General features: G+C 72.4%; 11 protein-coding genes. 3 read left to right on the top strand and 8 right to left on the bottom strand.

Features of this window, described 5'->3' with window-relative positions; translation table 11 throughout:
* Position 1: 1 nt before the first annotated feature.
* Both ACFSL4_RS10380 and ACFSL4_RS10375 read right to left on the bottom strand, forming a co-directional pair.
* On the bottom strand, positions 2 to 1,948 hold the full coding sequence (locus tag ACFSL4_RS10380) for an IucA/IucC family protein (protein ID WP_381080893.1): 1,947 nt from the start codon (positions 1,946 to 1,948) through the stop codon (positions 2 to 4).
* Between the two features lie 120 nt (positions 1,949 to 2,068).
* Positions 2,069 to 3,538 carry a diaminobutyrate--2-oxoglutarate transaminase family protein gene (locus tag ACFSL4_RS10375; protein WP_381080891.1) on the bottom strand — a complete coding sequence of 490 codons (1,470 nt, stop codon included), beginning with the start codon at positions 3,536 to 3,538 and terminating at the stop codon, positions 2,069 to 2,071.
* Positions 3,539 to 3,881: 343 nt separating this feature from the next.
* Here ACFSL4_RS10375 and ACFSL4_RS10370 point away from each other — a divergent pair, with 343 nt between their 5' ends.
* Positions 3,882 to 5,108 (top strand): trypsin-like serine peptidase, encoded by a 1,227-nt coding sequence (locus ACFSL4_RS10370; RefSeq protein ID WP_381080889.1) that lies wholly within the window; start codon positions 3,882 to 3,884, stop codon positions 5,106 to 5,108.
* Positions 5,109 to 5,293: 185 nt separating this feature from the next.
* Positions 5,294 to 6,490, top strand: a complete 1,197-nt coding sequence (locus tag ACFSL4_RS10365; RefSeq protein WP_381080887.1) for a trypsin-like serine peptidase — start codon at positions 5,294 to 5,296, stop codon at positions 6,488 to 6,490.
* Between the two features lie 168 nt (positions 6,491 to 6,658).
* Here ACFSL4_RS10365 and hflX read toward each other — a convergent pair whose 3' ends face one another.
* Both hflX and ACFSL4_RS10355 read right to left on the bottom strand, forming a co-directional pair.
* The gene (gene hflX / locus ACFSL4_RS10360; protein WP_381080885.1) at positions 6,659 to 8,149 is read right to left on the bottom strand and encodes a GTPase HflX; all 1,491 of its coding nucleotides are present in this window, start codon (positions 8,147 to 8,149) and stop codon (positions 6,659 to 6,661) included.
* Positions 8,150 to 8,319: 170 nt separating this feature from the next.
* On the bottom strand, positions 8,320 to 9,822 hold the full coding sequence (locus tag ACFSL4_RS10355; protein ID WP_381080883.1) for a M1 family metallopeptidase: 1,503 nt from the start codon (positions 9,820 to 9,822) through the stop codon (positions 8,320 to 8,322).
* Positions 9,823 to 9,999: 177 nt separating this feature from the next.
* Here ACFSL4_RS10355 and ACFSL4_RS10350 point away from each other — a divergent pair, with 177 nt between their 5' ends.
* On the top strand, positions 10,000 to 10,458 hold the full coding sequence (locus tag ACFSL4_RS10350) for an SRPBCC family protein (protein WP_381080881.1): 459 nt from the start codon (positions 10,000 to 10,002) through the stop codon (positions 10,456 to 10,458).
* Positions 10,459 to 10,669: 211 nt separating this feature from the next.
* On the opposite strand, the gene ACFSL4_RS10345 is transcribed toward ACFSL4_RS10350, so the two are convergent.
* The 4 genes from ACFSL4_RS10345 to ACFSL4_RS10330 form a co-directional block, all read right to left on the bottom strand.
* Positions 10,670 to 11,437: a metallophosphoesterase family protein gene (locus ACFSL4_RS10345; RefSeq protein WP_381080879.1), complete on the bottom strand. Its 768-nt coding sequence runs from the start codon at positions 11,435 to 11,437 to the stop codon at positions 10,670 to 10,672.
* Complete coding sequence (locus ACFSL4_RS10340; protein ID WP_381080877.1) at positions 11,434 to 11,721, bottom strand: BON domain-containing protein; 288 nt, start codon at positions 11,719 to 11,721, stop codon at positions 11,434 to 11,436. The genes ACFSL4_RS10345 and ACFSL4_RS10340 overlap by 4 nt, the downstream gene beginning before the upstream one ends.
* Positions 11,718 to 12,434: a nucleotidyltransferase family protein gene (locus ACFSL4_RS10335; protein WP_381080875.1), complete on the bottom strand. Its 717-nt coding sequence runs from the start codon at positions 12,432 to 12,434 to the stop codon at positions 11,718 to 11,720. Before ACFSL4_RS10335 ends, ACFSL4_RS10340 begins: the two co-directional genes overlap by 4 nt.
* A gap of 175 nt (positions 12,435 to 12,609) precedes the next feature.
* On the bottom strand, positions 12,610 to 13,139 hold a 530-nt coding region (locus tag ACFSL4_RS10330; RefSeq protein ID WP_381080873.1), incomplete at its 5' end, for an ACT domain-containing protein.

Below are 13,139 nucleotides of genomic sequence, written 5' to 3'. Positions count from 1 at the left end.
TTCAGGTACGAAGGGGGTTGGTGATGCTGACGTAGACGGACTGGGTGTCGACCGGGCCGACGAGTTCGTCGAGGCCGTGCAGTCTGGTGAGGAGGTTTGCCTTGCAGCGCAGGACGGGAGAGTCGAGCAGGCGGGCCGGCAGCGGCGTGCGCAGTCGGTCGGGCCCGAGGGCGGCGTCGGCGAGGAAGCCCCGGAACGCGGCGAGCAGCAGTCGCTCGTCGGCGAGACGCTGGGAACCGAACGCGCCGATGAGACCGAGCACGTTGTTGATGCCGAGGTAGTAGGCGAAGCGCTCGTCGGTGACCTCGTCGGAGACGAACGTGTCGCTGTGCTCGCCGATGCCGGGCAGCAGGGCGTCGAGTTCGGCGCGGCGGGACTCACGGAAGTAGTACCCCTGGTTGTCGCGGTAGCGGCCGCCCGCGGGCCAGCCCTCGCGGTCCAGCAGGAGCACGGTGTTCTGCTGGTGTGCCTCCAGGGCGACACCGGCCTCGCCGTCCAGCCAGAGCACCGGACGCACCACCCGTTCGAGGTAGCGCAGGAACCATTCGGTGGCGACGGCGCCGCGCGAGTGCCCCGTGTGCCGGGCGAGACGGGTGATGATCTCGGCGAGCCGGGAGCGCAGGGCGGGGCACCGTTCTCCGGCCGCCGGCGCGCAGGGGCGGAGCGCGACGAGCCCGGCGACGCAGGAGGCGTCGTCGGACGGGGCGAACGGGTTGTGGCGGATCATGACGTCCAGCCCGGGGACGGGCCCGCCGTCCCGGTCGTCGACGGCGACCCAGGCGGGGTCGCGCACGATGTCGAAGCAGGGGTGCGCGGACTGCCACTGCCTGCCGAGGCCGCTGCGCAGCAGACGGTGCACCTCGACGCCCCTGTGGAGTTCCTTGCGGAGGTTCTCACGGCGGGAGTTGGTGATGCGCAGGCCCAGCGACAGCTTCAGCATCGCGGGGGTACCCGGGCGGCGGACGGTGCGGACGGAGGACGTGGGACACCAGCGCTCGCCGTGCGGGCCGAGGTCGCGCAGCAGTCCGGCGTCCAGCAGGGCCGCGACCTCGGGGCGGTGCCGGACCTCGCGCGCCTGCCAGGGGTGCAGGGGCAGTGCGGCGAAGCCCTGGGGCAACGGCAGCCCGGGGCCGGCGAGCCGTGCGGTCAGCCGGACGGCCGGCACGGACCGGCCCCCTTCCGTCCACGCCGAGTCGGCGGCGAGGACCGAGGGCGCGACCGCCAGCCAGTGCAGCGGGAAGGAACCGCGTGTTTCGGGCGAGTAGAGCCGGGTCTCGGAGTCGGAGAGGCCCTCACGGCTCTTCGCCGTGGGGTGCATGGGGTGCCCGAGCAGCAGCGACTGCTCGGCGGTGAGGAAGAGGTCCGTTCCCTCGTCCGTGGGGTGCGCGCGGCGTTGCGCGATGAAGGTCGCGGTGCGCAGCACGGAGTCGGCGACGCGGCCCACCAGGTCGGCGCCGCGGCCCGGGGCGAGGTCTGCCGCCGAGCCCTGGGCAGAGCCCCGCGCGGAGATCCGCGCGCAGTCCGTCGCGGATTCCTGCGGGGGGCGAGCTCCCGTCGCCTCCCGCGCCAGCAGGGCCGCCACGGTCACGGCGTCCACCGGCGGGGCCGCCCCAGGGGCACCGGACAGGTACGGCGGGCCGAAGCGGTGCCAGCCGGCCGGGGACCAGTAGCGGACCGGCGCGAGGAGCGCCGTACCGCTGGCGGGGAGCGGGATGCACAGCATGCCGTCGGCGGGAGCGGGGAGGTCGTTCTCACGGACCCAGCAGCGCAACACGTTCTCGGCGGTGGCGGCCTCGGCCGCCGCGTACGGATCCGGGTGGTCCAGCGGGTCGGCGCCGGTGCCGTGCGGAGCCTCCCTTTGCGGTGGTGCCGCCTTCTGCCGCGGGAGCGCGCCGGTCTCCCGCTGCAGGGCGTGGGAGCCACGGTCGGGGGTGGGGGTGTCGTTCAAGGGCGTTCCTGGGGAGGTCGTTCCGGCTCGCGCGCCTGTTCCGCGGTGCGGCGGGGCACCCGGGCGGGGCTCGGTGGAATCGTGCTCAGGGGGCGGTCGGAGGACGTGGCGTGCGCGGCCTCAGGGGCGGACGGGCCCCCGGGCCACCTCGGCCACCGCGTCGGCGAGCCGGTCCAGCACGGCGTTCGTCTGCTCGTCACTGATCGTCAGCGGCGGCAGCAGGCGGACCACGCTCGCGTCCCGTCCGCCGAGTTCCACGATCAGGCCGCGCCGCAGGCACTCCCGCTGGACGGCGGCGGCCAGTGCGGGCGCGGCGGGGCGGGGCCCGGTGCCCCGGGGGACGGCGGTCGAGGAGGCCGGGGGCGTCTGTCCGGGCACGGCCTCGGGGTCCACCAGCTCGACGCCGAGCATCAGCCCCCGGCCGCGTACGTCCCCGATGCACGGGAACTCGGCGGCCAGCGAACGCAGATGGTCCAGTATGCGGGCGCCGAGCGTGGCGGCGCGCTCGGCTAGTCGGTTCTCCCGTACGTAGGCGAGGGTCGCGGTGCCGGCGGCCATGGCGAGCTGGTTGCCGCGGAACGTACCGGCGTGGGCGCCGGGGCGCCAGACGTCGAGCTCGTCGCGGTACACCACCACGGCGAGCGGCATGCTTCCGCCGATCGCCTTGGAGAGGACCATCGCATCGGGCACCACACCGCTGTGCTCGACCGCCCAGAAGCGTCCGGTGCGGCCCACCCCGGTCTGCACCTCGTCCACGACCAACGGGATCGACCGGGCCTCGGTGATGCGCCGCATACGGCGCATCCACGCGTCCGGCGCGGGGTGGACCCCGCCCTCGCCCTGGACGGGTTCGAGGATCATCCCGGCGGGCTGCGGGACACCGGACCTGTCGTCGTCGAGGAGGGATTCCGTCCAGCGTGCGGAGAGTTCGGCGCCGCGGTCGCCGCCGATGCCGAACGGGCAGCGGTAGTCCTGCGGATACGGCAGGCGTGTCACGCGTACGTCGGTCGCGCCCCCGGACACCTCGAGGGCGCCCGCGGTCATCCCGTGGTACGCGCCGGTGAAGGCGAGGATCCCCGTCCGGCCGGTCGCCGCCCGTACCAGCTTGAGCGCCGCCTCGACGGCGTCCGTGCCGGCCGGGCCGCAGAACTGCACGCGGGCGCGCTCGGCGAGGCCGGACGGGAGCGTGCGGAACAGCTCGGTGGTGAAGGCGTCCTTGACGGGCGTGGCCAGGTCCAGGACGTGCAGGGGCGCACCGGAGTCAAGGACCTTCCGGATCGCTTCCAGGACGACCGGGTGGTTGTGGCCGAGGGTCAGCGTGCCCGCGCCGGAGAGGCAGTCGAGGTAGCGGCGCCCGTCCGCGCCCTCGACGGTGAGCCCGCGCGCCCGCACGGGCACGATCGGCAGGGCGCGCGCATAGGTGCGCGCGGCGGACTCGCGCGCCGACTGCCGCCGCAGAATGCCCTCGTGTGCGGCATCCGCTTTCACGGTTCCGGGCGCACCCTCACGCGCCGAGCGCTCCCCCTCCGCTTCCCCGCGCCCTTTCGGCCCGCCGTCCACCGGCACCACCGCAGTCTCCGTCACGGCCACGACGTCAGTTCCTCCCGCTGTTCCGAGGCGATGTGCGAGTGCCTGAGCACCGACGGCAGGTCGCCCGTACGTACCAACGACGCGGGAGGCCCGGGGAAACGGGTGAACGGGAGATCCCCGTCGCGTGATCGCGGACGTGGACGGTGACGCCCCCGCCCGGGGAGAAATGCGTCGGTGATCAGTGCCGTGACGGAACCGTTGCCGTTCCGTCGGAACTCCCCCACAGCGACCGCATAGTGTGTGGTGCCGTTCGGTGGAAGCGGTGATCACGTACGAAAGGGCCGTGCTCCACGGCCGTGCGCCGCTGCCTTCACGCAGGTTCGTTCCAGGGGGAGTTCACACCATGCGACCCATACGCCCGCTCTTCGCCACCGCCCGAGGAAGAGGCGCGCGTCACGCGATCTCCCCCGTGCCGGCGGCTCTCGGCCTCGCCGCGGCGCTGGCGCTGACCGCGACCGCGTGCGGCCCGGGCGGGGACACCAAGGCGAGCGACCAGGCGAGCGCGTCCGCGTCCTCGGCCGGCGACGACAAGATCAAGATCCCGGACGACATCAGGCAGAAGCTCAAGAAGCACGGGATCGACATCGACAAGTGGAAGAACGGCGCCTGGAAGAACTGGAACAAGGACGACTGGCTGCGTGAGGCCGACGACTTCATCAATCCCATCATCAAGGGACTGTGGGACCCGGGCCGGATGCGCGACGCCAACGACCCCGACAAGGGCGTGAACGACAACGACCTCTCGGGCGACCAGGGCGTCACGGACCCCACTCCGGCGCCGGTGAAGGCGCAGGCGGTGCCGGCCGCGTACCACGACAGCGCGCCCACGGCCGGCAAGGTCTTCTTCGACGCTCCCGGGGGCACCATGGTCTGCTCGGCGACCGTGGTCGAGGACCCGGCCCATCCTGGCAAGTCCAACCTCGTGTGGACCGCGGGCCACTGCGTGCACGCGGGCAAGGAGGGCGGCTGGTACCGCAACATCGCGTTCGTGCCGGCGTACAACAACGCGGGGAAGACGGCGGCCGAGCTGCAGAACGCGACGAAGCAGCAGCTCGCGCCGTACGGCGTCTGGTGGGGTGACTGGGCGCAGACCTCGGACCAGTGGATCGAGCAGGGCGGGGAGACGGGCGGCCAGGGCGCGTCGTACGACTTCGCCGTCATCCATGTGGCCCCGGAGAAGGGCAACGGCGGCAAGTCCCTGGAGGAGACGGTCGGTTCGGCCCTTCCCGTCAACTTCAACGCGCCTGCCGTGCCGAAGGTCGACAGCATGAAGGCGATCGGCTACCCGGCCGCGGCGCCGTACGACGGGCAGCAGCTGTACCAGTGCCAGGACAAGCCGGGTCGGCTCTCGCTCGCGAAGGCGGATCCGACGATGTACCGCATCGGCTGCACCATGACGGGCGGCTCCTCCGGCGGCGGCTGGGTGGAGACGGGCTCGGACGGCCGGCCCGCGCTGGTCTCCAACACCTCTATCGGCCCCGTGACATCGGGCTGGCTGGCCGGTCCGCGGCTGGGGGCGGTGGCCAAGAGCGTCTACCAGGCGGTCAGCAAGAAGTTCGCGAACCAGTGACGCGCCCCGCCTGACGGACGGGACGGCCGGCGGCGCGGCGGCTCACGGGAACCTTCACCGCCTCGCCACCGTTCGCCCCCGCTCGTACGGGCATGGCGGGGTCTCGCGCCCGAGCGGACCACGCGCCCAGCGGCCCCGCCGGCATCTGACAGAACATCACCACGTTTCCACGGGGGTCACACAGCATGCGTTCCCTGTCTACGCCCTTCGCGCACCGGCGCGGGAGGCGGACCGTTCTCGCCGTCACCGTCGCGGCGCTGGCGCTGACCGCCACCGCCTGCAACGGTGATGACACCGGTGCGGGCGACAAGCCCGGCTCGGCCGCCTCTCAGTCGTCGCCGGGCCAGGACAAGCTCCATGTACCCGGCGACATAGCCGACAAGCTCAAGAAGCACGGGATCGACGTCGACCAGTGGGCGAACGGCGGCTGGAAGGACTGGGACAAGGACAAGTGGCTCAGCGCCGCCAAGGACTTCGTCAACCCCGTCATCAAGGGGTTGTGGAAGCCCGAGCGGATGAAGTCCGCGAAGGACCCGGACAAGACGATCTCGGCGAAGGACGCGTCGGCCGACCAGGGTGTGAGTGACCCGGATCCGGCGCCGGTTCAGGCCGCGGCCGAGAAGACTCCGTACCACGACTACGCCGCCCCGGTCGGCAAGGTCTTCTTCGACTCCCCCGAGGGCTCGATGGTCTGCTCCGGCACGGTCGTCAAGGACGTGAACCACCCCGGCAAGTCCAACCTGGTGTGGACCGCGGGCCACTGCGTGCACGCGGGCGGCGGCGGGGGCTGGTACCGCAACATCGCGTTCGTGCCCGCCTACAACGACCGGGGCAGGCCCGCCTCCGAGCTGAACAACGCCTCCGCGTCCGAGATCGCACCGTACGGCCAGTGGTGGGCGGACTGGGCCTCCACGACCAGCGAGTGGATCCAGGGCGGCTCCGAGTCCGGCGGCGCCGGCGCCCCGTACGACTACTCGATCCTGCATGTGAGGCCCGAGTCCGGCACCAAGTCCCTGGAGGAGACGGTCGGCGCCGCCCTGGACGTGGACTTCTCCGCCCCGTCCGCGACGGAGGCCGGCAAGATGGGCGCCTGGGGCTACCCGGCCGCTCCGCCGTACGACGGCCAGAAGATGTTCAAGTGCATCGACCGGCCCGGCCGTCTGTCGCTGTCGCCGAGCCTGCCGACGATGTACCGCATCGGCTGCACGATGACCGGCGGCTCCTCCGGCGGCGGCTGGTTCCGGGTGGTCGACGGCAAGACCGAACTCGTCTCGAACACCTCGATCGGCCCGTCCGACAACACCTGGCTCGCGGGACCGCAGCTCGGCCAGGAGGCCGAGTCGCTGTACCAGAACATGAGCCGCCAGCACGGCGGTCGGTGACCCGTCGGCTTCCGGCGCATCCGGCGCGTCGGGCTTTGCTGGAGCGGTCTCGCGGCCGGCCGCGCCACGTGGCGCGGCCGGCCCTGCCGCGGCGTACGCCGGAAGATGCCGGAAGGGCGCGCTCCCCGCGTCGGGAGCGCGCCCTCGGGATGTGGTGGTGGCCGCGGGTCAGAGCGTGGAGACCGGCAGGTACGGCGCCAGCTCCGCCGCCAGTTCCTCGTGCACCCGCGCCTTGAGCAGCGTGCCCTCCGGGGTGTGCTCCTCGGAGATGACCTCGCCCTCGGAGTGGGCGCGCGCCACCAGCCTGCCGTGCGTGTACGGCACGAGCGCCTCGATCTCGACGGACGGCCTGGGCAGCTCGTTGTCGATGAGCGCCCGCAGTTCCTCGATGCCCTGGCCGGTGCGGGCGGAGACGGCGATGGAGCGCTTCTCGACCCGCAGCAGCCGCTGGAGCGTCAGCGGGTCGGCCGCGTCCGCCTTGTTGATCACGACGATCTCGGGGACACCGGTGGCGCCGACGTCCCTGATCACCTCGCGCACGGCGGCCAGCTGCTCCTCCGGCGCCGGGTGCGAGCCGTCCACGACGTGCAGGATCAGGTCGGCGTCGCCGACCTCCTCCATCGTGGAGCGGAACGCCTCGACGAGGTGGTGCGGCAGGTGCCGGACGAAACCGACCGTGTCTGCCAGCGTGTACAGCCGCCCGCTCGGGGTCTCGGCCCGGCGCACGGTCGGGTCCAGGGTCGCGAACAGCGCGTTCTCGACCAGGACGCCGGCGCCCGTGAGGCGGTTGAGGAGGGAGGACTTGCCCGCGTTGGTGTACCCCGCGATGGCGACCGAGGGCACCTTGTGACGCCTGCGCTCCTGGCGCTTGATCTCGCGGCCGGTCTTCATCTGCGCGATCTCCCGGCGCATGCGCGCCATCTTCTCGCGGATCCGCCGCCGGTCCGTTTCGATCTTGGTCTCACCGGGACCGCGGGTGGCCAGGCCGCCGCTGCCGCCGCCCATCTGCCGGGACAGCGACTGACCCCAGCCCCGCAGCCTCGGCAGCATGTACTGCATCTGCGCGAGCGCGACCTGTGCCTTGCCCTCGCGGGACTTGGCGTGCTGGGCGAAGATGTCCAGGATCAGGGCCGTGCGGTCGATGACCTTGACCTTGACGACGTCCTCGAGGTGGATCAGCTGGCCCGGGCTGAGCTCTCCGTCGCAGATGACGGTGTCGGCGCCCGTTTCGAGGACGATGTCCCGCAGCTCGATGGCCTTGCCGGAGCCGATGTAGGTCGCCGCGTCCGGTTCGTTGCGGCGCTGGATCACCCCGTCGAGGACGAGCGCGCCCGCGGTCTCCGCAAGCGCTCCCAGCTCGGCGAGCGAGTTCTCCGCGTCCCGCGCGGTCCCCGAGGTCCAGACGCCGACGAGCACGACGCGCTCCAGGCGCAGCTGCCGGTACTCGACCTCGGTGACGTCCTCGAGCTCGGTGGAGAGGCCCGCGACACGGCGCAGGGCCGCGCGGTCGGAGCGGTCGAACTGGTCGCCGTCCCGCTCTCCGTCGATCTCGTGGCTCCAGGCGACGTCCTCTTCCATCAGGGCATCGGCCCGAAGACCTTCGGGATAGGCGTGCGCACCGCGCTTGGTGTCCTGGGAAGGGGAAGAAGAGGAGGTCATTGGGTCCTTACGTCGATGGGGATTCCGATGGCGGCGACGGAGCGCGGGCCTTTCACGGCCCCATGACTCGTCACCGGTCACAACGCTGGGGTACCCCGGGAGATTCCCGGTCACCCGCCCTGGGGCCGCGCCGCGGACCTGACGATGGTCGCACGGCACGGCCCGTCTCGTCATCCGACTTGTCGCGCCGCCCCGGCGGCATGGACGGGGCTGCTCTTCCAGTCCGGGTGTCCCGGCATCGGCGGGGTCTTCTCCCCGTGCAGCCAGGCGCGGAGGAACCCGCTCAGATCGCGTCCCGCGACGGCGGACGCCAGGCGTTCGAAGTCCGCCGTGGTCACCGTACGGTCGCGGTACCGGCTCGCCCAGAGCCGTTCCAGGCGCTCGAAGGCGGGACGCCCGATCTGCTGGCGCAGCGCGTACAGCACGAGCGCGGCACCGTCGTAGACGCTCGGCCGGAAGATGCCGATCTTCAGGCCGGGCTTCGGCGCCCTGGGTGCGGCCGGTGGGCCCCCGTCGGCGCGCCACTGGTCCGAGAGGCTGTACGCCGCCTTCATACGCGTCTGAAGGGACCTGCCGGCGGTCTCCTCCGCGTACAGGGCCTCGTACCAGGTGGCGTGTCCCTCGTTCAGCCACAGGTCGGACCACGTACGGGGAGTGACGCTGTCACCGAGCCACTGGTGCGACAGCTCGTGCACCATGACGGACTCGACGTACCACGAGGGGTAGGCGGGCTCGGTGAACAGCGCTTTCTCGAAGAGGGAGAGCGTCTGCGTCTCGAGTTCGAAGCCGGTCTGCGCCGTGGCGATCAGCATCCCGTAGGTCTCGAAGGGATACGGCCCGAGCTTCTTCTCCAGCCAGGCGATCTGGGCGGGGGTCTTCTCCAGCCACGGTTCGAGGACCGCCCGGTCCGGGGCGGGGACGACGTCGCGGAGGGCCAGGCCGTGCGGTCCTGCGCGGTGCAGCACGGTGGTGCGGCCGATGGAGACCTGGGCGAGTTCTGTGGCCATGGGGTGCGCGGTGCGGTAGGTCCAGGTGGTGGTCCGGCCGGCCCGCGCCCTGCCCGCCGGCAGACCGTTCGCCACGGCGGTGAAGCCTTCCGGCGTGGTCACGCGGATGGTGAACATCGCCTTGTCGGACGGGTGGTCGTTGCACGGGAAGACCAGGTGGGCGGCGTCGGCCTGGTTGGCCATCGCGAGCCCGTCGTCGGTCCGCACCCAGCCGCCGTCGCGGCCGTCCGGCGGCGCGGGGTCGCTGGTGTGCCGCACCGTGATCCGCAGGGTGCTTCTCCTGGGGATCGGGGCGGCCGGTGTGACCACCAGGTCCTCCCCCGCGATGGCGAAGTCCGCGGGCGCCCCGTTGACGGCGACGGACTGCACCGTGCCGTGCGCGAAGTCGAGGTTGACACGCTCCAGACGCTCGGTGGTGCGCGCGCGGATCGTGGTGACCGCGGTGAGCGGCTCGCTGTTGCCGCCGGGATAGGTGAAGGACAGGTCGTACGAGCGGACGTCGTACCCGGGGTTGCCGAGCGTCGGGTAGAGCCGGTCGCCGACGCCCAGGGGCACCGCGGGTGCCGGGGCGCTCGCGGCGACGAGGCAGCCGGAGAGGGCGGAGGCGAGCACGGCCGCCCGGGCACGACGGGCACGCGGGACGACGGAGCGGAGGCTGTGCGGCATGGACCACGGCTACCAGCGCGTGCGGGCCGCGCGGTGACGGCGCGCGCCGGTCCCACCCGAACGGGGTCGCCGCCGAGCGGCCGTAAGCGGGTGATTGCCGGGTACTCGGTGCAGGGCGCCGGATCTGCACGGCAGACCCGGCCGTCCGCAGTCCGTCAGCGACAAGGAGGCGCAGTGATGAGCACCGTCAAGGAATCGGTCGAGGTCGAGGTGCCGGTGCGCACCGCGTACAACCAGTGGACGCAGTTCGAGGAGTTCCCGAACTTCATGGAGGGCGTCGAGGAGGTAAGGCAGCTCGACGACCGGCACAACCACTGGACCACCAAGCTGGGCGGAGTACGGCGGGAGTTCGACACCGAGATCGTCGACCAGCTCCCCGATGAGCGGATCACCTGGCGCACCACCAGCGGCGACACCCGGCAGAAGGGCATGGTCCGCTTCCAGCGCGTGGATGACACGCACACCCGTGTCGAGCTCGTGATGGACGTCGAACCGAGCGGGGTGATGGAGAAGACCGCGGACATGCTGGGGATGGTCGACCGGCGCATCAAGGGGGACATGCGGCGCTTCAAGGAGTTCATCGAGCACCGCGGAGGCGAATCCGGGTCCTGGCGCGGCCGTATCACACCCGGTTGACGCGGGCCGTACCGCAGGTGTCCCGGCCCGCCACCACGGGCGGGCCGGGCCCCTCCGGCGTCTCGGGCGGAGTCGGCGTCTTCGGACGGAGTCAGGGGCTTGGGACGGAGTCAGGGGCTTGGGACGGAGTCGGCGTGTCCGGTGTGTCCGGCGGGCCCCCGGCCGTCCCGCGGGAGCCGGCCGGGGTGTTCGGCCGGGTCGGCCCGGGTGTTCAGCCGGGGCCGTTGCCCGCCGCGACGGTCGCCGCCGCCGGTTCGTGGGCGTGCAGGTGGTACACGTTGAACGCCCGCCGGATGACCGGTTGTGCCACGTTGCGCACCCTGACGCCGCCGCTCGTCATGCCGTGTTCCGTGCCGGCGTGGGCGTGCCCGTGGACGGCGAGGTCGGCGCCGGAGGTGTCGATGGCCTCAGCCAGCAGATAGCTGCCGAGGAACGGGTAGATCTCCAGCGGCTCGCCGGCGAGCGTCTCCGGCACCGGTGAGAAGTGGGTCAGGGCGATGCGCACATCGCAGCCGCGGCGCTCCAGTTCGTCCAGCGACGTCCGCAGACCGTCCGCACAGCGCCGGGAGTACCGGACGAACTCCTTCATGAGCGGTTCCCCGAACTCCCCCGCGCTGCGGCCCACGAAGCCGCCTCCGAACCCCTTCGTGCCGGCGACGCCGATGCGCGCGTGGCTGCCGTCCACCACCGTCGCCTGCCCCTCGAGCACCCGGACACCGGCGTCCTGGAGGACCGCGGTGACCTCCTCGGGGCGCTCGGCGTGGTGATCGTGGTTGCCGAGGACCGCGACGACCGGCACACCCAGCTCCTGGACCTCCTTGGCCACCACACGGGCCTCCTCCGGCGTGCCGTGCCGGGTGAGGTCGCCGGCCAGGAGCAGGATGTCGGCGCAGTCCGGCAGCGTCTCGAACGCCGGCCTGAGCAGGCCCTGGTTGTCGGGTCCCATGTGGATGTCCCCGACGGCCGCGACCCGGATCATGTCACCTCCTCCGCGTGGTCCGGGGAGGAGGTCTCCGCGACCACGATGTCGCTGTGGACGGCGAGTCCGGCCAGGTCCTCGTGGACGATGCGCAGCACCTCCTCCCGGCACTGCACGGAGGGAACGGTGCCGGTGAGCATCACCGCCCCGCCGCGCGCCTCGATGCGGACGCCCAGCTGGGCGAGGTCCCCGGCGGCGAGCCGGTCCTGGAGGTGGGCGATGCGGTAGTCGGTGTTCCAGGCGGCCGGAGTTCCGGCCGGTTGCTCTGCGCCGTGCTCGCTCATGGCTCCTCCTGCTGCGGAGGGCTCGGCTGCCGCCGGGGGATGACGTTCAGACGCTCCAGGAGGAACAGGAAGGCGGCGGGCATCGGCGCCTCCCCGGTGGCGCGTCGTACCTGTTCCCAGTCGATCTTCTCGCGCAGGGAACGCGCGATGGGCAGGACCGCGCCGAAGTCGCAGTGGTGTTCCGAGAAGGCCGCGAGCAGGCTCTCCATGAGGTCGGTCGGCGCCAGCACCGGCATGCGCACCGAGTCGACCGGCAGTTCCGCCGCCCGCTCCAGCATGGCCGTGGTGACGGGCCGGTGCGCGAGGGTGAAGATGACGTCGACGTCCTGGCCGAAGCACTTGGCCTTCAGCAGCCAGTCCTCCGGGGGCGTAAGCACCTGCAGGCCCGCTTCCCGCAGCGTGGCCGCGACCGCGTCCACGTCGTCGGGTCTGACGCAGAAGTCCACGTCGTGCTGGAGGTTCTCGCTTCCGCCGTGGGCGTAGACGGCGACACTGCCCGCCAGGGCGAAGGCGTGCCCCTTCCGCTTCAGGAGGGTGCCGACCTGTTTCGCCGCCTCCAGAATCGCCTGGTTCCGGTCCCGCGGCAGATCCTGCTCCTGGCCCTGGTCCCGGAGGGCCCGCGGTGGTGGATGCTCAAGGTGCTCTCCGGCGACACGCAGATCGGGAACGCGCCCGCTCGCGCCCACAGCTGCGTCGTCCGCGTTCGGCGTCATTGCCATACCGTCTACCTGCCGAGGTCGGTCCGTCACGCGGCGCGATGAACGGCGCCCGTACGGGCTGCGAGTACCCGGCGCATCGGCTTCGACACGGCACCGGGATGCCGGGCCGTCGCTCGTCTCGCGGGCCCGTGGAACGGACGGCAGGCCCCGGTGGACGGCCGGACGGGTCCTAGCGGGCGGCCGTCGCGGAGTGCTGCGCCCGGCTCACGTCGTACACGCCGGGCACATTCCGCATCGCCCGCATCAGGGCCGGCAGATGCGCGGCGTCCGGGAGCTGGAGCGTGTAGGTGTGGCGGACGCGCTGCTGGCTGGGCGGTTCGACGGTGGCGGAGACGATCGCGACGCCTTCCAGGGCGATGGCCTCGGTGAGGTCCGCGAGGAGGTGCGGGCGCCCGAAGGACTCGGCCACGAGGGTGACCCGGCACTCGCTGGTGTCGCCCCAGCGCACACCGATCTCCGCGCGCCCGGCGCTCTTCATGCGCGCCGCTCCGGCGCATCCGACGCGGTGGACGGTCACCACGCCCCCGCGCACGGCGAAAGCGGTGACCTCGTCGGGCGGCACGGGCGTGCAGCAGCCCGCAAGACGTACGGAGGCGCCGGGCAGGTCGACGACGGCGTTGGCGGCGCGCTCGCCGGGCGCCTCGACGGTGGGTCTCGCGGGCAGCGCGGGCGGGCGGGCGGCGGGCCCGAGCGTGGCGG

This window comes from Streptomyces caeni (genome assembly GCF_042678285.1).
Taxonomy (GTDB): Bacteria; Actinomycetota; Actinomycetes; order Streptomycetales; family Streptomycetaceae; genus Streptomyces; species Streptomyces caeni.
This window is presented reverse-complemented; position numbering and strand designations above follow the sequence as displayed.

Coding starts and splice junctions, on each gene's coding strand:
- ACFSL4_RS10370 (WP_381080889.1), top strand. CDS start 3,882: ATGCGACCCATACGCCCGCTCTTCGCCACCGCCCGAGGAAGAGGCGCG.
- ACFSL4_RS10365 (WP_381080887.1), top strand. CDS start 5,294: ATGCGTTCCCTGTCTACGCCCTTCGCGCACCGGCGCGGGAGGCGGACC.
- hflX (WP_381080885.1), bottom strand. CDS start 8,149: ATGACCTCCTCTTCTTCCCCTTCCCAGGACACCAAGCGCGGTGCGCAC.
- ACFSL4_RS10355 (WP_381080883.1), bottom strand. CDS start 9,822: ATGCCGCACAGCCTCCGCTCCGTCGTCCCGCGTGCCCGTCGTGCCCGG.
- ACFSL4_RS10350 (WP_381080881.1), top strand. CDS start 10,000: ATGAGCACCGTCAAGGAATCGGTCGAGGTCGAGGTGCCGGTGCGCACC.
- ACFSL4_RS10345 (WP_381080879.1), bottom strand. CDS start 11,437: ATGATCCGGGTCGCGGCCGTCGGGGACATCCACATGGGACCCGACAAC.
- ACFSL4_RS10340 (WP_381080877.1), bottom strand. CDS start 11,721: ATGAGCGAGCACGGCGCAGAGCAACCGGCCGGAACTCCGGCCGCCTGG.
- ACFSL4_RS10335 (WP_381080875.1), bottom strand. CDS start 12,434: ATGACGCCGAACGCGGACGACGCAGCTGTGGGCGCGAGCGGGCGCGTT.